Genomic DNA, 19,992 nt, shown 5'->3' with positions numbered 1-19,992 from the left:
TAGCACGAAAGCATCACCGTAATAGTCCAAAATCGGCATTTCCGCCATAGAGACGCGGAGACACAGGGGTACATGGAGCAGGACGAAAGATATTCTTGGGGGGTAAACCATCCTCAAACCGGCTGTTTTTTTAATGTGTCTCTGTTTTTCTCTGCGTCTCCGCGTCTCTGCGGCAGGTTCGGATTTCCTTGCGGGTTTTCCACGCGTCTTGTATGGCTCTGTGGCCAATGATCAGACGAAAAGGGCCGCGCAATGAGTGTTTGCGCGGCCCCGAGCGAGCATGCGGCGGCCGCGCCCTACCCTTTCCACCCCTTGGCGCCGCGCCCGATGGCCACGGCGCCGGTGCGGACCAGTTCCTTCAACCCCAGGGGGCGGAGCAGTTCCAGGATGGCGTCGATCTTGGTCGGACTGCCGGTGGCCTCGATGGTATAGGATTTGGGAGTGACGTCGATGATCTTGGCACGGAAGATGTCCACGATCCGCAGCACCTCGGCGCGATTTTCATCCTCGGCCGTGACCTTGACCAGGATCATCTCGCGCTCGATGGCGCTGCCGTCGCTGAAGTCGATCACCTTGAGCACATCGACCAGCTTGTTGAGCTGCTTGGTGATCTGTTCGAGGATCTGTTCGTCGCCGCGGGTGACGATGGTCATGCGCGAGAGCCCCTCCTCGTTGGTCGGAGCGACGGTCAGGGAATCGATGTTGAAGCCGCGTCCCGAAAAAAGGCTCGCCACGCGGGAAAGTACGCCGAATTCGTTTTCAACCAGCACTGATATGGTATGCAGCATGGGGAAACCTCCATAAAGTCAAAAGCTACTTCCGCCACAGAGGCACTGAGACACAGGGGGACACGGAGAAAACCACAACAAAAGAATAAACAAACGATTATCCAGAGTGTTTTTCTCTCTCGGTTTTCTCCGTATATCCGCGTCTCTGTGGCAAATTGCTATCAGTCAGTTAGGCGTTCAGCACCATCTCGTTCAGGGATGCCCCGGCCGGAACCATGGGCAGCACCTTTTCTTCGCGGGCGATCTTGAACTCCATGATCACCGGCCCTTTTTCCTTGAAGGCCTGCTTGATGACGGTCTCCACCTCGCCCGGCTTGGAGGTGCTGAAACCTTTGGCCCCATAGGCCTCGGCCAGCTTGACGAAATCGATGGGCAGTTCCATGCAGGTCTGGGAATAGCGTTTGTCGAAGAACAGTTCCTGCCACTGGCGCACCATGCCGAGGAAGTTGTTGTTCAGGATCACGATCTTGACCGGCAGGCGGTTCTGCACCAGGGTGGCGATCTCCTGGATGTTCATCTGCACGCCGCCGTCGCCGCAGATGGTGATCACCTGGCGCTCGGGAAAGGCTGCCTGGGCCCCCATGGCGGCCGGCAGGCCGTACCCCATGGTGCCGAGCCCCCCGAGGAGAGGAGGGTGCGCGGCCTGTTGAACTGGAAGAACTGGGCGGTCCACATCTGGTGCTGTCCCACGTCGGTGGCGATGATGGCGTCGTCGTCCGACAGTTCGCGCAACTTCTGAATGACGAACTGGGGCTTGATGACGGTGGCGCTCTGCTTGTAGGCAAGGGGATGTTTGGCCTTCCAGCCGGCAATATCCTCATGCCAGGGGGCCAGCGCCGTTTTGAAGCCGGCCGCTTTCTCCTTGTGCTTGTCGGCCAGCTTGATCATCTTGGTCAGGACGTCCTTTACATCCCCCACGATCGGCAGATCGACCCGCACGTTTTTCTTGATGGAGGTCGGGTCCACGTCGATGTGGATGATCTTGGCGGTAGGCGCGAACGTGGCGATCTTGCCGGTCACCCGGTCATCGAAGCGCGCCCCCACGGCAATGATCAAATCGCTGTTGGTCATGGCCATATTGGCGCAGTAGGAGCCGTGCATGCCCAGCATGCCCAGGGAAAGCGGATCGTTTCCCGGAAAGGAGCCGAGCCCCATCAGGGTGGTGGTTACGGGCACCGACAGCTTGCGGGCCAGGCCGGTCAGCTCGTCGGAGGCATTGGCCAGTATGACCCCTCCCCCCACGTAGATCACCGGACGTTGGGACTCCAGCAGCATATCCACCGCTTTTTCCACCTGGCGGGGATGTCCGGCCACGGTCGGCTTGTAGCTGCGCAGTTCCACCGTATCCGGGTAGGCGAACTCGGTCTCGGCGATCTGCACGTCCTTGGGAAGGTCCACCAGCACCGGGCCGGGCCGGCCGGTGCTGGCGATATAGAAGGCCTTCTTTATGATCAGCGCCAGGTCCTTCACATCCCGCACGAGAAAATTGTGCTTGGTGCAGGAGCGGGTGATACCGATGATATCCACCTCCTGGAAGGCATCGTTGCCGATGAGCGCCGTGGACACCTGGCCGGTGATGATCACCATGGGAATCGAATCCATGTAGGCCGTGGCGATGCCGGTCACGGTGTTGGTGGCGCCCGGCCCGGAGGTGGCGATGGCGACGCCGACCTTGCCGGTGGCGCGGGCATAGCCGTCGGCCGCATGGGTGCCGGCCTGTTCATGGCGCGGCAGGATGTGGTGGATATCCTTGAAACCGAAGAGTTCGTTGTATATGTTGATCACGGTGCCTCCGGGATAACCGAAGACCGTGTCCACACCTTCCTTTTTGAGACATTCCAGCAATATTCGTGCACCGTTCATTTTCATGGGTGATACCTCTGAATGTAATGGATGGTTGAAATGCAAGCTATCGTTTTCGCGCCGTCGCTGAAGTACGGACATGCAGGGCGAAAACGATCAACCTGTTCGGAAGCGTTTCCATGGTTCCTCCTTTAGGCAGCATTCCGGTTCAAGACGCCAGATGCATCAACCCCGGAAGTAGTAACATAATCTGTTGAAAAACTGAGGTTGTTCAAAAATAGTCAGATCGTCGCACCCGCAGAAGACCCTGAGGAGGCCCTCACCCGGCCTTTGGCCACCCTCTCCCGGAGGGAGAGGGAACGGTATCCCTTCTCCCTTTGGGAGAAGGATAGGATGAGGGGCGTTACGCCGCACGAAAAGGGTTTTCGAGGATGGCGGCGTAGATGGCTGTTTTCAACAACCGTCTCAATCGGCCGTCGTTACGGCGCCGGTGTGGGCCGACGTGACCAGTTTGGCGTAGCGCGCCAGCCAGCCGGTCCTGATCTTGGCTTCCGGCGCTTTCCAGGCGGCCCGGCGGGCGGCCAGGGTAGCCTCGTCCACCAGCAGCTCCAGGCGGCGGTTGGGGATATCGAGCAGAATGCGATCCCCTTCTTCCACCAGGGCAATGGGACCGCCCTCGGCGGCTTCCGGCGAGATGTGGCCGATGCAGGGTCCGCGGGTGCCGCCGGAGAAACGGCCGTCGGTCACCAGGGCCACGGAATCGCCGAGCCCCATCCCCATGATGGCCGCCGTGGGAGCCAGCATCTCCCGCATGCCGGGGCCGCCCTTGGGGCCTTCATAGCGGATCACCACCACGTCGCCCGAGGTGATCTTCCCTTCCATGATGGCGGCCATGGCCTTTTCCTCGGCATCGAAGCAGCGGGCCGTCCCCTCGAACAGCATCATGGCGGCCGACACGCCCGACTGCTTGACCACCGCCCCCTTGGGGGCCAGGTTGCCGGAGAGGATGGCGATGCCTCCCTCTTTCTTGATCGGGTTCGAGAGCGGACGGATCACCTCTTCATCCACGTTGGCGATGCTTGCCGCCAACTGATGGGTGGTCAGGCCGAACAGGGTCGGCGCATCCTTGATCTTGTCCCCCAACTGTTTGAGCACGCCGCCGACGCCGCCGGCCACGTCCAGGTCTTCCATGAAGTATTCCCCGGCCGGGTTCATGGAGGCCAGTTGCGGGGTGTCCTTGGCCAGGATGTCGAAGGTTTCCAGCGGCAGGTCCACCCCCGCCTCCCGGGCGATGGCCAGCAGGTGCAGCACGGTGTTGGACGAACCGCCCAGGGCCAGATCGACCCGGATGGCGTTTTCGAAAGCCGCGCGGGTCATGATGTCGCGGGGCTTGACGTCGTTTTTCACCAGCTCGACGATCTTCTCTCCCGAGGCAAAGGCGATGCGGCGTTTCAAGGCCGAAACCGCCAGGGCGGTGCCGCAGCGGGGCAGGCTCATCCCCATGGTCTCGGTCAGGATGGCCATGGTATTGGCGGTGAACAGCCCCTGGCAGGAGCCCATGCCGGGGCAGGCGTTGTCCTCGCAGACCTTGAGCTCCTTGTCGTCGATCACGCCGGCCTTGTAGCGGGCCATGGCCTCGAAGGTATCGGTGACAAAGGAATATTTCCGGCCGCTCAGGCTGCGGCCGCTCATCATCGGACCGGCGGTGACGATGATGCACGGGATGTTCAGGCGCGCGGCGGCCATGAGCATGCCGGGGGTGATCTTGTCGCAGTTGGTCAGGAGCACCAGGCCGTCCAGCCGGTGCGCCTCGGCCACCGATTCCACCATGTCGGCGATCAGCTCGCGGGTCGGCAGGGAGTAGTGCATCCCCTTGTGCCCCATGGCAATGCCGTCGCAGACGCCGGGGATGCCGAAGAAGAAGGCATGGCCCCCGCCGGTGTGGACCCCTTTCTCGATGAAGCGCTCCAGGTCGCGCATGCCGGAGTGCCCCGGAATCAGATCGGTGAAGCTGGTCGCCACGCCGATGAACGGTTTTTCGAAAGCGCTGTCGGGAACGCCGGTTCCCTTGAGGAGCGCCCGGTGCGGTGTTCGTTCGAGTCCCTGCTTGATGGTATCGCTGCGCATGATTGATTGTCCTCGGTGGTGCGGATTTTCATGGCGCCAAACAGCCGATTGGCGCGGATAAAGGATATAAACGATAGTATATATGCGAACCGGTGTCAACCCGGAATGCCGTAGAGTTTTCGAGGATATTATGCAGAAAAAATCGGACGGCCGCCTGCATATGCTGGCGGCCGTCCGTATCGACGGGGTAGCGGTGGAGAATCGCGAGACCCTTTCCGAGCCGCATGCACAGATGTCAAGCGGCCCGAAAAGGTGGTTACACAATATTCTCCGTTACTTCAGCGCTCCGATGGTGACTTTGAGCTTGTCGGTGAGCACCACCGTGCTGGCGGTGGCGCTGTCGTACCCCACGGCCTTGATGATGGTCACCGGATCGTTGGCGGCCTTGAACTGCGCCAGGGTGATGGAAGTACCGGAAGCCACGGTGCAGGTCAGGCGCAGGAACTCGCCGGAGCGGTAGCTGTTGCTGGTGGTGGCCATGGAGAGGTGGGCCTTGCGCGTGGATACGGAATAGGTGCCGAAGGCCAGGTTGGTGCCGGTCAGGGCCGAGCCGGCGGTGATGGTCGTGCTGTCGATCTGCCCCGATGCGCCACCGGCGGTTGTGGGGGTCATGCCGGCGGGCAGGGTGACGGTGAAGTCGATGCCGCTGACCGGCGCGGCCAGCTGGGCCGTGCTCATGGCGGAGAAGGTAATGGTCGCCGTGCCGCTGGGAAAGACGTAGCTGTCGGCCACCGCTGTGGGGGTGCTGCTGCCGTTGCCGCCGCCTCCGCAGCCGTACAGGGCGGCGAGCGTGAGGGTGGCGAGGATGAGTTTCAGGGTGGTCTTCATGGAGCAATCCTCCTTGGGATAATTGTTGAATAGATTAGAGTAGTCCGACCGCTTTGCGCAAGACAATGATGACGTCTTCCATATCCACCATACCGTCACCAACGGAAACGCCACTCACCATGGGGGCCACATCCAGCCTGAGGATCTGGCTCTGGTCCGGAGTGACGAGGCCCACGGACGCTTTCAACGCCGTGAGGGCGTCCACGATGGTAAAGGCCGATCCGGCCCCGGCCACGGTGATGATGTTGCGGGGCACGGAAAGGGTGGCGCTGCCGTCGGTGGCGGTGACGCTCACCTGGTAGACCTTGCTGCCGCTGAAGGTCAGCTGCTGCTGGAAGGCCCCGGTGGTGCTGTCCACCGTGGGGGTGTAGGTCTGGCCATCCATGGTGATGGTGACGGTGACCGGTGCGCTGTTGTCCGCCACGATCCCTTGCAGCAGGTAGGAGGTCTGGGGGGTGCGGATGTCGCTGGCCGGGTCGCTGACCGTCAGGGAGAACGCGGGCTGGTAGGTGACCGTGCGCTTGGCCTGGGCGGTCTTGCCCGCCCCGTTCGCCGCCGATATCTGGATGGTGTTCATGCCGCTGGTGAGATCGACGGTGAAGGAATAGGTCCCGTCGGTCAGGGTGGCGGTGCCGGGCGTCCCGTCGTTGATGCTGTAGCTGACCACCATGGTTGGATCGGCGGCGGTGGCGGCCTCGGCTTTGGCCGCGATCTTGGCGGTGCCGCTGGCGAGCAGTTCCGCGATGGAGCCGGTGACGGTGACGGACTGCTGGATAAGCGCCTTGTTGTCCGGCGGATAGGCGACCGCCAGGTGGAGCGCGCTGCTGTCCAGGGTGATGGTGCGGCTGTCGGTGGCAATGGTGCCGCTGATGTCGGTGGCGACGACGGTGATGGCATTGGCCCCGGCCAGCAGTTGGACCGGGTAGCTGAAACTGCCGTCCGCCGCCACCGCCACGCTGGTGCCGTTGATGGTGAGGCTCTTGAGGTTGGCCGGGGTGCCCGCCGTGCCGCTGACGTTGAGGGTGGTGTCGGTGGTGACCGCCCCGTCGGGCAGGGTCGAGACCTTCAGGGCCGCACCCGTGGTAATGACGGCCTTGGCGACCGCAGCCGTGGCGTTGCCCGCTGCGTCTTCGGCCACCAGGTAGATGTCGTAGACGGTGCTGGGCGCTAAACCGTTCAGGGCGATGCTGCCGGCACTGCCCGCCGGCAGTGCCCCGGTGCCGTCGGCCACGACCGTGACGCCGCCGTAGGCGACGCCCGCCTTGACCTGGGCCACGGCGGGGGCCGTGGCGCCGCCGGCAACGGCGATCCAGTACCCCTTGGCCTTCTCGCTGGCAATAGCCGTCATGGTGCCGCCGGTGCTGGTGGCAGCGCCGATGCCGACACTGGCGAGGACCGGCGGGGTGGTGTCCAGGATATGGGCGGCACCGGATTCCGTGACCTGACCGGCGGCGTAGGTGTTGCCGACGCTGTCGGCCAGGGTTGCGGGCGGCGTGATCCTGAGGTGGGCGTTGGCGGCGCTGTCGGTGATGAAGGTGGCGGCAGTGGTGATGTCTACCGCAGCCAGGGTCAGGGTAACCTGATTGGCGGCGGTCAACGCCGCGCCGGCGATGGCGTAGATCGGGGCGCCGCCGTTGGCGGCTGCCGCCCAGGCAGAGGCGGCGCCGATGGTGGTGGCGTTGAGGGCCTTATTGAACGTCAGCACGATCTTGTGCGGATCGGACTGGTTGTTGACCACGATGTTCACTGCCGGCAGGGTCGGCGCCGTGGTATCGACCAATACACCGGACGTGTTTCCGACACCGGTGAGGGTCAGGGTGGCGTTGCTGTTGGCGCTGTTTCTGATGGTGCCGCCGTTGAGGGTCAAGGCGCCGACGGTGATGCCGTCGCTGTCGCTCTGGCCGGCGGTCACGGTGTAGCGGAACAGGGTGGCGGTGGTGCCCGAGCCGGACATATAGGTGGCGTAGACCGTGCTGCTGCCGATAACCAGCGCCATGCGCGGGGTGCCGGTAACGGTGGCGACGCTGTCCCAGATGATGGTGAAGTCCAGGTTGTCGCCGATCTTGTAGGTGCCGTTGGCGGGAACGGCGACGCTGGCCACGGCGGGGCCCGGATTGGGGGTGACGCTGCTGGAGGCTGCGGAGGCTGCCCCTGTTCCGACGTTGTTGGTGGCCGTCACCGTGAAGGTGTAGGCGGTGCCGTTGGTGAGCCCGGTGACGGTAATCGGGCTGGCGGTGCCGGTGGCCGTGAGGCCGCCGGGGTTGGTGGTAACGGTATAGGAGGTGACGGCAGAACCGCCGGTAAAGGCCGGGGCGGTGAAGGTCACCGAAGCCAGGGTGTCGCCCGCCGAGGCACTGCCGATGGTGGGCGCACCGGGCACCACGGCCGCCACGTTGAACGACCACGTCACGGTCGCGGCGGCGACATAGGCGGCGTTGCCCGCCTGGGCGGCGTTGATGGTGCAGGTGCCGGTGGTGAGAAAGGTGAGCGCACCTCCACCGGTGATGGTGCAGACGCCGGTGGTGGAGGAGGTAAAGGTGACGGTCAGGCCGGAGGAGGCGGTGGCGGCCAGGGTCGGCGTGGTGCCGAAACTCTGGGCAGCAGGCTGAGCGAAGGTGATGGTCTGGATCCCCTTGGGGGTGAAACTTGTGGAGGGGGCCGAGGCGGGGCCGGTGCCCGCGCTGTTGGTAGCTGTGACCGTGAAGGTGTAAGCCGTGCCGTTGGTGACCCCGTTCAGCGTAATGGGGCTGCCGAGTGCCGTTGCCGTCAGGTTGTCCGGGCTGGAGGTGACGGTATAGCCGGTTATGGCAGCCCCGCCGTTACTGGCGGGCGCGGTGAATACCACCATGGCCTGGCCGATACCTCCTGTGACAGAGGTGATGGTGGGGGCGCCGGGAACCACGGCGTTGACCGAGAAGCTCTGGGTGACTGTCGGTGCGGCCAGATAGCTGGAGGTGGCGGCAGCGTCTGCCTTGATCGTACACGTCCCCGCCATCACGAAGGTGGCGGTTGTGCCGCTGACGGTGCACACACCGGTGGTGCTGGAACTGAAAGCAACGGTCTGGCCCGCCGCATTGGTCGTCGCGCTCAGCGTCAGAGCGCTGCCGAAATTCTGGGCGCCCGGGTTATTGAAGGTGATGGCCTGGTTCCCCCTGGGGGTGGCACTGGTGGTGGCGGCCGAGGCGGAGCCGGTACCGGCGCCGTTGGTGGCCGTGACCGTGAAGGTGTAGGCGGTGCCGTTGGCGAGCCCGGTAACCACGTGGGAAAGTGCCGTGCTTCCGGCGTTGGTGTCGGTGCCGCCCGCCGGGGTGGAAACCACGGTATAGCCGGTGATGGCCGCCCCACCGTTGCTGGCCGGTGCGCTGAAGGTGACGGTCGCCTGGCCGTCGCTCACCGTGGTCGTTACGCCGGTGGGGGCGCCGGGTGCCACGGCATTGATGGCAAAGGGCTGGGTGACCGTGGTGGCGGCGGCATAGGTGGCGTTGCCCGCCTGATCGGCGTTGATGGTGCAGGTGCCGGTGGTGAGGAAGGTGAGCGTCCCGCCGCTGGTGATGGTGCATACCCCGGTGGTGGACGAGGTGAAGGTAACGGTCAGGCCGGAATCGGCGGTGGCGGACAGGGTCGGGGTGGTGCCGAAGTTCTGGGCGCCCGGATTGGCGAAGGTGATGGCCTGAGTTGCCTTGGGCGTCACACTACTGGAAGACGCCGATGCAGCCCCTGTCCCCACGCTATTGGTAGCCGTCACCGTAAAGGTGTAAGCGGTGCCATTGGTCAGCCCCGTCACGGTAATCGGGCTGGTCGTTCCGGTGCCAACCTTACTGCCCGGGTTGGAGGTAACCGTGTAACCGCTGATAGCAGCCCCGCCGTCCGACCCCGGAGCGGAAAATACCACCGAGGCTTGGCCATTGCCCGCCGTCGCTGTACCAATGGTCGGTGCGCCAGGCACGCAGGCAGTCGTCGTAAAGTTACCGTCACTCCCATAGGTGGTTCCACCGGCATTGACCGCCTTGGCCCGGAAGTGATACGGCGTATTGCACGTAAGGCCCGATAAACTCAACCCGACGGAGGTACTCCCCGTGCCTGCGCCAACCGTTCCGCCTGTTGTTGCCGCAACGTTGGTGCCATACCCTGTCGTCAGGCCATAATCGAATGTTACCGTTGTAGCGAGCCCATTGTCATTGACCGTTCCACCCAGTGTCGCCCCCGTAGCCGTCACAGACGTCGCCGACCCGGTTGTTGCGCTGGGGGGATTGGCGGTCCACTGAGCATACAATGTTGTATCGCTCGATATGGAAAAGGTATCCCCACCGACATAGTGGGCGCCACCACCACCAGAAACGGTATCCCAACGATAGAAGGTATAGCCGGTACGCGTTAGTGAGCCCGTGTTGCCCAACACCGTAACGGTGCTGCCATTGGAGTAGGCCGTGGCATCCGTCGGCACAGCCCCCCCGGTGTTGCCATTGCCATTGTAGGTAACTGCAAATGTCAACGGATGTATATTGCTCAGGGCGAAATCCTGGAAAACAGCATAATCCACTGAACTCAATACGATCTGCTTAATGCCGCTTATCGTCGGACTGAGCGTGCTCAGGCCGCTCGTGCTGACGCCATTCAGAGAACCGGATGCAGTCGATCCATTCCCATACGTCAGAACATAGCTTACTACCGTATCCGATGCCAACGCCTTGAATGAATCTATGTCGAACACGTAGCCATTCGGTGCCGCAATGGTTACATTGACGCCAGAGCTGGCACCACCATCATAAACATAGAGGCCATCTGCGCCTTGGCTGGAATCGTAGCCAAGAACGTTCCCGGGAAGAGCACTGATCGTAAATGTTTGCCCTCCTACAGTTCTTGTTGTTGATTGTAAGGAGTATTGCACATCGCCGTCACCCGCAGTGAACGAAAGCGTTCCCGACGTCCCTGCCGCCCAGGCCCCTCCCGAACAAGCCAGCATCGTCATCAAAAAGAATACAATACGTGCTAGCAACCAGTTTCTACGCTGATTTTCAGTATGCATGCTCCCCCCTATAAATCCATTGAACGTTGTTTCCGATTTTTTCAGATATGGTTTTCAATGCCAATACCGCGCTGATCGAGGCCCCACCATCAAGGCCGCCCCGTGCCGCTTTGGCAGCGGCCGCCGTCATGAATGCCGTCACCATGGCAGGGATACGCTGCACAAAAGAAAAGGCCCGTCCTTATTTAAGGGCGGGCCCGTCGCAGGATGTTCCCTCGGCGGCCCCTCTATCCAACGGGAATTGGACAGGTAGCTTTGCGTCGTCAGGTTGCCCTGACTTTGCCCGTTCGAGTAAAAAAATGTACATATTTACTAAATATACTAAGAAAATTCAAAATCAAGTCAGTATACACAACTCGCTTTATTAACCTCTTTCCCGCACGGCGCTCCCCGGCGACGAGATCCCCTAAGCGGCACAGCGCCCGGTCCACGCCTGCCGGCCACCATCATTAAACATACCTAACCTTGCTTTCGGGAAGATGTGCCTATATACTTTTGTCGTCGTTCCCGATCACGTTACCTGAAGGGCCGGTCCCATGAACGCAAACCATACGACCTCTGCCGGTGAGGGGAAACCGACCGTAACCGACCTGCAGCGCTCCTTCATGCGGCATCTCCACTACACCCTGGTCAAGGACAAGTACTCGGCCACCAAGGCCGATCTCTACCTGGCCCTGGCCTTTGCCGTGCGGGACATGCTGGCGGAACGCTGGCTCGACACCCAGCAGTCCTATTACATCAATGACGCCAAGCGGGTCTATTACATCTCCATGGAGTTCCTGATGGGGCGCAGCCTGGGCAACAGCCTGATCAACCTGGGAATCAGGGATGAGTGGGAAAACGCCCTCATGGAGATGGGGATAGACCTGGAGGACATCGCCGGAAACGAGTGGGACGCGGGCCTGGGCAACGGCGGCCTGGGGCGACTGGCGGCATGTTTTCTCGACTCCATGGCCACCATGAGCCTGCCGGCCTACGGCTACGGCATCCGCTACGAGTACGGCATGTTCTTCCAGAAGATCATCGACGGCGGCCAGTACGAACTGCCGGACAACTGGCTCCGCTACGAAAACCCCTGGGAGTTCGGCCGTCAGGAGCATCTGCACAAGATCCGCTACGAAGGCCGGGTCGTTGAATCGAGCGGCCCGGCGGGGGAGATACGCCACTCGTGGGTCGATACCCACGACGTCATGGCCCTGGCCTACGACGTGCCGGTGCCGGGCTACGGCAACGAAACGGTCAACACCATGCGCCTGTGGAGCGCCAAATCCACCCGCGAATTCGAGCTGGAGTCCTTCAACCGGGGCAACTACGTCGGCGCGGTCGAATCCAAGATGAAGACCGAAAACATCTCCAAGGTGCTCTACCCGGCCGACCACATGGCCGAGGGGAAGGAGTTGCGCCTGCGCCAGGAGTACTTTCTGGCGTCGGCCACCGTGCAGGACATCTTTTACCGCTTCTCCAAGAAACACGACGACCTGGGCCTGCTGCCCGAACGGGTGGCGATCCAGCTCAACGACACCCACCCCACCCTGGCCATCCCGGAACTGATGCGCATCCTGCTGGACGAGAAGATGCTCTCCTGGGAAACGGCCTGGGATCTTTCCGTGAAGACCTTCGCCTACACCAACCACACCATCCTGCCCGAGGCCCTGGAAAAATGGCCGGTGCGCATGCTGGAGGGCATCCTGCCGCGCCATCTGCAGATCGTCTACCTGATCAACGACCATTTCCTCAAGGAAGCGGGGGCCCGGTTTCCCGGGGACAGCGACCGATTACGTCGCATGTCAATTGTGGGGGAAGAGGGGGAAAAACATATCCGCATGGCCTATCTGGCCATCGTCGGCAGCCACTCCGTCAACGGCGTGTCGGCACTGCACAGCGACATCCTGAAAGATCACCTGTTCAGCGACTTCTTCGCCCTCTGGCCGGAACGTTTCAACAACAAGACCAACGGCATCACCCAGCGGCGTTGGCTCAAACACGCCAACCCCTGGTTGTCGGACCTGATCTCGTCCACCATCGGCGACGCCTGGGTCACCAACCTGGATGAACTGCAAAAACTGCGGCCAATGGCCCACGACCGGGATTTTCAGCAGCAGTGGGCGGAGGTCAAACGCGCCAACAAACGGAGGCTGGCGGACTACATCTACCGGCACAACGGCATTCAGGTCTCGCCCGACTCCCTGTTCGACTGCCAGACCAAGCGCCTGCACGAATACAAGCGGCAACTGCTCAACGTGCTCCACGTCATCGCCCGCTATAACCGCATCAGGGCCAATCCGGGCCTGAACGTCCCTCCCCGCACGGTCATCTTCAGCGGCAAGGCGGCGCCATCCTATTTCATGGCCAAACTGATCATCCGCCTCATCAATGCCGTGGGAGAGGTGGTCAACAACGACCCGGCGGCCAACGACCTGCTCAAGGTGGTGTTCCTGGCCAATTACAGCGTTTCCCTGGCAGAGCTCATCTTCCCGGCAGCCGACCTGTCGGAGCAGATCTCCACCGCGGGGACCGAGGCGTCCGGCACCGGCAACATGAAGTACGCCCTGAACGGCGCCCTGACCATCGGCACCCTGGACGGCGCCAATATCGAGATCATGGAAGAGGTCGGCCGCGACAACATCTTCATCTTCGGCATGAACGCCGAACAGGTGGAGGGGCTGAAACGGGCCGGCTACCGTCCCGGCGACTATCATGCCCGCAACCCGGAGTTGCAGCAGGCCCTGGGCATGATCGCCGACGGCACGTTCTCGCCGGGCGAACCCGGTCTGTTCAAACCGATTGTGGATAGCCTGCTGGGCAACGACACCTACCTGCTCCTGGCCGACTACGCCTCCTATGTCGCCTGCCAGGACGAGGTTGACCGGCTCTACCGCCACCCCCACGAATGGACCCGCACATCGATCCTCAACACGGCCGGCATGGGGAAATTCTCCAGCGACCGCACCATCGCCGAGTATGCCCGGGAGATCTGGGGCGTCAAACCTGAAAATATCGGCCGTCACAGCCGGCGCGACCTGGCCTGACCCGGAACGGAACTCAATGAAGACACCAACCCTGTGGGATTCCCCCAACGACACGGCAAAAGACCAGCCGACCCCGGCAAACGCACCGCTGGCGGAGCGCATGCGCCCCCGGAACGTAGCCGAATTCACCGGACAGGAGCACCTTTTGGGCGAAGGGCGCATCCTGCGACGGATGATCGAGACCGACAACCTCTCCTCGCTGATCTTCTGGGGCCCTCCCGGATGCGGCAAGACTACCCTGGCCCACGTCATCGCACGGGAGACCAAGTCCCACTTCATCTTCTTTTCCGCCATCCTCTCGGGGGTCAAGGAGATCCGCGAGATCTTCCGCGAAGCGGAGGGGTACGCCGCCCGCGGCGCCCGCACCATCCTGTTCGTGGATGAGATCCACCGTTTCAGCAAATCCCAGCAGGACGCCTTTCTCCCCTACGTGGAAAAGGGGGTTGTCACCATCATCGGCGCCACCACCGAAAACCCCTCCTTCGAGGTCATCGCGCCGCTCCTCTCCCGCTGCCGCGTCCTGACCCTGAATCAACTGGACGCGGCCACGGTCGGAACCATCCTGCGCCAGGCGTTGAACGATGCGGAACGGGGACTCGGCCGCCTCGGGCTGACGGCCGACGATGACGCGCTCGTCTTCCTGGCCGACCAGTGCGGCGGCGACGCCCGCATAGCCTTGAACACCCTGGAGGTGGCAGCAGGGATTACGACAGACAACGTCATAACTATCGAGACCGTGCAGGAGGCCCTGCAAAAGAAGGCCCTGCTCTACGACAAGGGGGGAGAGGAGCATTACAACGTTATCTCCGCCTTCATCAAGTCCCTGCGCGGCAGCGATCCGGACGCGGCCCTCTACTGGCTGGCCCGCATGCTGGAGGCGGGGGAGGACCCGCTCTTCATCCTGCGGCGCATGATCATCATGGCCTCCGAGGACATCGGCAATGCCGACCCCCGGGCCCTGCAGGTGGCGGTGTCGGCCCTCCAGGCCTTCCAGTTCGTGGGGATGCCCGAAGGGCGCATCACCCTGGGCCAGGCGGTCGTCTACCTGGCAACGGCCCCCAAGTCGAACGCCTCCTACGCCGGCATCGACGCCGCCTTGTCCGAGGTGAGAAAGAGCGGCGCCCTCCCCGTTCCCCTGCACATCCGCAACGCCCCCACCAAGCTGATGAAGGAGTTGGGGTATCACAAGGGGTACCGCTACGACCACGACTACGAGGAAGGGTACGCCGGCCAGGAATGCCTGCCGGAGAAACTGGCCGGGCAAAAGTTCTACGAGCCCAAGGGGCACGGCTACGAGAAGAACATCCTGGAACGCATGGAGTGGCTGCGCGCCAGAAGGAAAAAACCATAGGGGCACCGTTGCCCTCGTTGTCAGCGGGATAAAGGACCAAGGAGACACCAGAACCATGAAACGACTCGCCATTCTTACCAGCGGCGGCGACTGTTCCGGCATGAACGCCGTGATCCGCGCCGCGGCGCGCACCGCCATCGCCAACAACGTGGAGATGATCGGCTACCGCAAGGGGTTTGCCGGCCTCCTGAAAAACGATTACCTGGAGCTTACGAGCAGGGCTGTTTCCGGGGTGCTCCAACGGGGGGGGACCTTCCTGCAGTCGGCCCGGTCCCAGGAATTCCGTACCGACGAGGGACAAAAAAAGGCGCTGGACAACCTGTTGCGGGAAAAGGTGGACGGGCTGATCGTGATCGGCGGCGACGGTTCCCTCAACGGCGCCCGCGCCCTCGACCTGCTCGGCTTCCCGGTGATCGGCATCCCGGCCAGCATCGACAACGACATCCCGTACACCGATATGGCCCTGGGGGTGGATACGGCGCTGAACAACATCATCTACGCGGTGGACTGCATCAAGGACACGGCAAGTTCCCACGACCGGGCCTTCATCGTGGAGGTGATGGGACGCAACTCAGGCTACCTGGCCTCGACGTCGGCCATCGCCACGGGGGCGGAATTCGCCATCGTGCCGGAGGTGGAATTCGACCTGACGGAGATGTGCCACCAACTGCGGCAACGCTACGAGGAGGGGCGCACCAATGCCCTGATCATCATGGCCGAAGGGGCCGGGCACGCCCAGGAGGTCGCCGACAGCATCAAGGGCTGCGCCGGCTTCGAGACCAGGGTAACCGTGCTGGGGCACTACCAGCGGGGCGGCGCGCCCACGGTCTTCGACCGTCTGCTGGGGAGCCGCTTCGGCCTGAAAGCGGTGGAACTGTTGCTCTCCGGGACAAAAGGGGTTATGCTCGGCCTGTCGATCAACTCCTTGACCACCACGCTGCTGGAAATGGTGGTCAAGGGGGGCCAGAAAAAGCTGAACAACGAATTGGTGCACATGGCCGACATCCTGGGGATCTGAGATGGCACGCAAACGCAGGCTCTACAGCGGGCAATCCCGCAAGGCCGGCCTTCCTCCCGGCACGCTGGTCCACATCGGCGCGGCGCGCAGCGGCGGCGCCGCCATCGACGTAACCGTCTATTCACCGGACGGCGTCAAGGAATTCCGCCCCGAGGGGTTCGACCAGTGCGTCCAGCCATCCCCCGGACCTGCCGTAACCTGGGTCAACCTGGAAGGGCTGCAGGACGTGGAACTGATCCGGCGTTTCGGCGAATGCTACCACCTGCACCCGCTCGTACTGGAAGATATCGTCAACACGACCCAGCGCCCCAAGATCGAGGATTACGGCGACTACATCTTCATCGTCGCCCGCATGATCAGCTTCACGCCGGAACAGGGCATAGAAACCGAACAGGTCAGCATGATCGTCGGACCGAACTATCTGCTGTCATTCCAGACGGGAACCGACGGGGACGCCTTCGAACCGGTGCGGGAACGAATCCGCAGCGGCCGGGGGCGTATCAGGACCATGGGGGCCGACTACCTGGCCTATGGCCTGATCGACGCCATTGTTGACAATTATTTTACCGTGCTGGAGGTAATGGGAGAGATCGTGGAGGACCTTGAGGAGGAGTTGGCCCAGGGGCCGACCCAGCAGATCCTCAAGAGGATCATCGCCCTCAAGCGGGAGATCATCTTCATGCGCAAAGGGGTCTGGCCGCTGCGCGAAGTGACCGCGGCCCTGGAGCGGGGCGAATCGTCCCTGATCAGCGACACGTCGCGGATCTTCTTCCGCGACACCTACGACCACACCATCCAGGTTATCGACGGTGTGGAAACCTTCCGGGACCTGCTGTCCGGCATGCTCGACCTGTACCTGTCCAGCATGAGCAACCGCACCAACGAGGTCATGAAGTTCCTGACCGTGGTCGGCACCATCTTTCTGCCGCTGACCTTCATCGTCGGCGTGTACGGCATGAACTTCAAATACATACCCGAGTTGGAATGGCACTACGGCTATTTCATCATCTGGGGAGCGATGCTGGCCATCGCCGCGGCAATGGCCGCATATTTCAAGAAAAAACGGTGGTTATGACAGTTTTGTCAAAGGACTGCCGGAGGAAACCATGACACGACTCGTCCTCAAATGGGTGTTGAACGCCTTTGCCCTCTTTCTGGTTATGAAAGTGGTACCGGGGATTCAGATCGACCGCTTTCAGGACCTGCTGGTGGGGGCACTGGCGATCGGATTGCTGAACGCATTCCTGCGGCCGGTCATCATCCTTTTTACCCTTCCGGCAACCGTGGTGACCCTGGGACTGTTTACCCTGGTGATCAACGGGCTGATGTTCTATCTGGCCGCAACGCTGGTCCACGGCTTCAGGGTGTCCGGCTTTGCCACCGCCTTTGTGGCCGCGCTACTGTTCAGTCTGTTCAGCTTCGTCTTCAACATGCTCGTCCGCACGGACGCCTGACATACCGGCAGCGTCACCCCGCTCTTCCGCAACCAGGGCAATGCAGTGTTCCACTGCGGCAAAGAGATCCTGGTAACGGACCGGCTTGAAGAGATAGCGGGTGACCGTCATCCCTGAGGCGTCGGGGCCTTCCGCAACCGGTCGTTCGGTGTCGGCGGTAATCACGATATGCTTCGTATCGGGCCCGACGGCAGGGAGGAGTTCCGCCGTCCGCACGCCGCCCATCCTCGGCACGGTGATATCCGTGATCACGATATCCGGGGGACATGTCCCCATGCCCCCGGGCACCGCGTCGCCGCTGGCAGCCGCGTTGACGGCGACGCGAGGAAATTTTTTCGGGATTATGGCTGCGAGGATGTCGCGGGACATGTCGTCGTCCCCGATTATCAGCAATGAGAGCGCCGGGGTATGGTTGCAGACCACCGCCATGTCAGATATCTCCCCCTGGGCAAGAAGCCCGCTTTTTGACAGGAAATATCTAGCAACAACCGTACCTACTCGTTGTCTCGATTGCCTGAATCGACTGACCGGCAGACAAACCGCATCACTTCTTTGCCAAAACTACCCGTACACCGAAAAGCCGCCATACGGCGAATTCGGCTGCAAGAGCGCCTGTTTTTCCTCACTGCTCACCGGCTGCGAGGCCTTCATTTTCGGGGGAGAGTCTTCCTGGGAGGTGGAGAGGGTAACGATATCGCCGGACAAGGCAACCGTGCGTCTGGCGGCAACGGCGGCATGCTCGGCCAGCGGCGTTTCATTCGCGGAGGGACGCTCTGCCTGGTGCCGGTAGACCTCCGGCGACGCTGGCGGCGTGATTGTGTCTGCCGACAATTGCATGCTTGCAACCTTTTTTAATCAAATCGCTTTATTTTAGACGCGGCTCCCGCCCAAATGCAAGCAGAGTTAATGCAGCGGGGTTACATCCCCGGCATTTTTTGGTATAGTGAACCGATCATAACGGCCCGCCGCTCCGTGCGGCCGGCCTCGCGGGAAAGCAGTCGCCCTGTGAGCTGATGCCACGACGAACCGGCATCACCCCCCAGAGCGGCCGTGCGGCTCCAGCCGAACCACACGGGACATTTTCGACGCATCGTCCCCCACATTCATTGCCCTGATCGAGAAGAAATGACCGATATCACCATGACGCTGCCCCTACGGGTCGCCCGCACCATCCGCGAGCATGGGCTTTTCGCGCCGGGCGACACCGTCATCGTAGCCCTCTCCGGCGGGGCCGACTCCACCGCCCTGCTTGACCTGCTTTCCCGCCTCCCCGGATGTGCGCCGCGGCTCGTGGCGGCCCACCTGAACCATTGCCTGCGCGGCCCGGAATCGGACCGGGACGAGGAATTCGTCCGCACCCTTGCCGCCCGGTACCGCATTCCCCTGGAATGCCGCCGGGTGGATGTGAATACCTATGCCCAGACAGAGCGGCTCAACCTGGAAGATGCGGGCCGTCAGGCGCGGATCGCCTTTCTCGACGAACTCCGCCACTCATGGCAGGCAGCGGCGGTGGCGCTGGCGCACCACGCCGACGACCAGGCCGAGACCGTTTTGATGCGCCTCCTGCGTGGGGCGGGCCCGGGCGGGCTGTCCGGCATGTCCTACCGGAACGGGCGCAGTTTCATCCGTCCCCTGCTCGAGTTCAGCCGGGACGAACTCGTGGCCTACCTGACGGCGCGTGGTCTTACCTGGCACGAAGACGCCAGCAACCTGGACACGACCTTCCTGCGCAACCGCATCCGCCACGAACTCCTGCCCCTGCTGGAAAGCTACAATCCGGCCATCCGGGAGCGCCTGGCCGCCACCGCCGCCGTGCTCTCGGATGAACATGCCTTTCTCGACCGCCTCGCGCACCAGGTCGTTGATCAGAGCTGTACCCAGGATGGCGGAACGCTCGCTTGCCATCTCCCAACCGTGGCGGGGCAACCGCCAGCGCTGCGCCGCAGGGTCTTTCGCCTGCTGTTGGAACGTCTGGCCGGCAACCTGAAGCACTTTTCCAACCGGCATATCGCCGCCCTCGAACATCTGCTGGAGTCATCCCGGCCCAATGCCGCCTTGAACCTGCCCCAGGGCATCGCCGCCGTGCGCGAGTACGACACGCTCCTCGTGCGGCGCACAACCGAACCGCCTTCACCGCCAGCCGAAGCGGAGCTGGAAATCACGGACGTGGGACACTACCGGCTTCCCGGCGGGGCACATCTGACCTTGACCCTTGTGGCCGCGCCGGCCGCAGTCGAACCGCTGCCGGCCGCTACCGCCCTCTTCGACCCGGACCGCGCCCCGTTCCCCTGGCACGTGCGCATGTTCCGGCCCGGCGACCGCCTTGCCCCCTACGGCATGGCCGGCAACAAAAAGGTCAAGGAGCTTTTCATCAACGCCAAGGTTCCCCCTTCCAGGCGATGCATCATCCCCCTGCTCTTCAGCGGCGATACGCTCTTATGGGTCTGTGGCCTGCGCACCTCCCGGCTTGCCAGCCTTGACGGCACCTCCACCCGCGCCATCAGGGCCGTTTTCTCGGAGACGTGATGCTGTCCTAAAAAGAGGGGACGGCCTGATGCCGTCCCCTCT

13 protein-coding genes, 1 pseudogene and 1 riboswitch are annotated in these 19,992 nt (G+C 62.5%); of the genes and pseudogenes, 6 read left to right on the top strand and 8 right to left on the bottom strand.

All coding sequences use genetic code 11. The features are described from left to right. Positions 1-296 precede the first annotated feature (296 nt). The 6 genes and pseudogenes from ilvN to FO488_RS19670 all read right to left on the bottom strand — a co-directional run bounded on the left by ilvN (position 297) and on the right by FO488_RS19670 (position 10,717). Positions 297-788: an acetolactate synthase small subunit gene (gene ilvN, locus FO488_RS07930; RefSeq protein WP_149210064.1), complete on the bottom strand. Its 492-nt coding sequence runs from the start codon at positions 786-788 to the stop codon at positions 297-299. Positions 789-957: 169 nt separating this feature from the next. After that, a pseudogene (gene ilvB, locus FO488_RS07925) lies at positions 958-2,657 on the bottom strand (biosynthetic-type acetolactate synthase large subunit). A 399-nt stretch (positions 2,658-3,056) separates the two neighbouring features. Further along, a complete protein-coding gene (gene ilvD / locus FO488_RS07920; RefSeq protein ID WP_149210063.1) occupies positions 3,057-4,718 on the bottom strand; it encodes a dihydroxy-acid dehydratase in 1,662 nt (553 codons plus the stop codon). A gap of 273 nt (positions 4,719-4,991) precedes the next feature. Further along, the gene (locus FO488_RS07915) at positions 4,992-5,546 is read right to left on the bottom strand and encodes a hypothetical protein (RefSeq protein ID WP_149210062.1); all 555 of its coding nucleotides are present in this window, start codon (positions 5,544-5,546) and stop codon (positions 4,992-4,994) included. 34 nt (positions 5,547-5,580) lie between these two features. Then, complete coding sequence (locus tag FO488_RS20410) at positions 5,581-9,330, bottom strand: beta strand repeat-containing protein (protein ID WP_370514329.1); 3,750 nt, start codon at positions 9,328-9,330, stop codon at positions 5,581-5,583. A gap of 1,231 nt (positions 9,331-10,561) precedes the next feature. Then, entirely contained in the window at positions 10,562-10,717 is a 156-nt protein-coding gene (locus tag FO488_RS19670; protein WP_205743379.1) for a hypothetical protein, read from the bottom strand. 69 nt (positions 10,718-10,786) lie between these two features. Then, positions 10,787-10,866: riboswitch (cyclic di-GMP riboswitch) on the bottom strand. Between the two features lie 242 nt (positions 10,867-11,108). Between FO488_RS19670 and FO488_RS07905 the strand changes: the two genes are divergently transcribed. From FO488_RS07905 to FO488_RS07885, 5 genes are all read left to right on the top strand, one after another. Further along, positions 11,109-13,601 (top strand): glycogen/starch/alpha-glucan phosphorylase, encoded by a 2,493-nt coding sequence (locus FO488_RS07905; RefSeq protein ID WP_149210060.1) that lies wholly within the window; start codon positions 11,109-11,111, stop codon positions 13,599-13,601. 100 nt (positions 13,602-13,701) lie between these two features. Next, positions 13,702-14,952 carry a replication-associated recombination protein A gene (locus FO488_RS07900; protein WP_240732259.1) on the top strand — a complete coding sequence of 417 codons (1,251 nt, stop codon included), beginning with the start codon at positions 13,702-13,704 and terminating at the stop codon, positions 14,950-14,952. Positions 14,953-15,007: 55 nt separating this feature from the next. Beyond that, positions 15,008-15,970, top strand: coding sequence for a 6-phosphofructokinase (pfkA, locus tag FO488_RS07895; protein ID WP_149210058.1), 963 nt, complete (start codon positions 15,008-15,010; stop codon positions 15,968-15,970). Position 15,971: 1 nt separating this feature from the next. Then, positions 15,972-17,045: a magnesium/cobalt transporter CorA gene (gene corA / locus FO488_RS07890; protein WP_149210057.1), complete on the top strand. Its 1,074-nt coding sequence runs from the start codon at positions 15,972-15,974 to the stop codon at positions 17,043-17,045. Positions 17,046-17,076: 31 nt separating this feature from the next. Then, positions 17,077-17,424, top strand: coding sequence for a phage holin family protein (locus FO488_RS07885; protein ID WP_149210056.1), 348 nt, complete (start codon positions 17,077-17,079; stop codon positions 17,422-17,424). Here FO488_RS07885 and FO488_RS07880 read toward each other — a convergent pair. Both FO488_RS07880 and FO488_RS07875 read right to left on the bottom strand, forming a co-directional pair. Continuing rightward, positions 17,368-17,853 (bottom strand): response regulator transcription factor, encoded by a 486-nt coding sequence (locus FO488_RS07880; RefSeq protein WP_149210055.1) that lies wholly within the window; start codon positions 17,851-17,853, stop codon positions 17,368-17,370. The two genes, FO488_RS07885 and FO488_RS07880, sit on opposite strands and share 57 nt — an antisense overlap. A gap of 132 nt (positions 17,854-17,985) precedes the next feature. After that, entirely contained in the window at positions 17,986-18,261 is a 276-nt protein-coding gene (locus FO488_RS07875; protein ID WP_149210054.1) for a hypothetical protein, read from the bottom strand. A gap of 288 nt (positions 18,262-18,549) precedes the next feature. On the opposite strand from FO488_RS07875, the gene tilS reads away from it, so the two are divergent. After that, entirely contained in the window at positions 18,550-19,950 is a 1,401-nt protein-coding gene (gene tilS / locus FO488_RS07870) for a tRNA lysidine(34) synthetase TilS (protein ID WP_149210053.1), read from the top strand. Positions 19,951-19,992 lie beyond the last annotated feature (42 nt).

Origin of the sequence: Geobacter sp. FeAm09 (assembly GCF_008330225.1) — a bacterium.
Lineage (GTDB): Bacteria > Desulfobacterota > Desulfuromonadia > Geobacterales > Pseudopelobacteraceae > Oryzomonas.
Note: the sequence above shows the minus strand (reverse complement) of the source record. Positions and strands in the feature narration are given on the sequence as shown.

Bases quoted from the DNA above. Each gene is read 5' to 3' on its own strand.
- ilvN (WP_149210064.1), bottom strand. From the start codon at position 788: ATGCTGCATACCATATCAGTGCTGGTTGAAAACGAATTCGGCGTACTT.
- ilvD (WP_149210063.1), bottom strand. From the start codon at position 4,718: ATGCGCAGCGATACCATCAAGCAGGGACTCGAACGAACACCGCACCGG.
- FO488_RS07915 (WP_149210062.1), bottom strand. From the start codon at position 5,546: ATGAAGACCACCCTGAAACTCATCCTCGCCACCCTCACGCTCGCCGCC.
- FO488_RS19670 (WP_205743379.1), bottom strand. From the start codon at position 10,717: ATGGTGACGGCATTCATGACGGCGGCCGCTGCCAAAGCGGCACGGGGC.
- FO488_RS07905 (WP_149210060.1), top strand. From the start codon at position 11,109: ATGAACGCAAACCATACGACCTCTGCCGGTGAGGGGAAACCGACCGTA.
- FO488_RS07900 (WP_240732259.1), top strand. From the start codon at position 13,702: ATGCGCCCCCGGAACGTAGCCGAATTCACCGGACAGGAGCACCTTTTG.
- pfkA (WP_149210058.1), top strand. From the start codon at position 15,008: ATGAAACGACTCGCCATTCTTACCAGCGGCGGCGACTGTTCCGGCATG.
- corA (WP_149210057.1), top strand. From the start codon at position 15,972: ATGGCACGCAAACGCAGGCTCTACAGCGGGCAATCCCGCAAGGCCGGC.
- FO488_RS07885 (WP_149210056.1), top strand. From the start codon at position 17,077: ATGACACGACTCGTCCTCAAATGGGTGTTGAACGCCTTTGCCCTCTTT.
- FO488_RS07880 (WP_149210055.1), bottom strand. From the start codon at position 17,853: ATGGCGGTGGTCTGCAACCATACCCCGGCGCTCTCATTGCTGATAATC.
- FO488_RS07875 (WP_149210054.1), bottom strand. From the start codon at position 18,261: ATGCAATTGTCGGCAGACACAATCACGCCGCCAGCGTCGCCGGAGGTC.
- tilS (WP_149210053.1), top strand. From the start codon at position 18,550: ATGACCGATATCACCATGACGCTGCCCCTACGGGTCGCCCGCACCATC.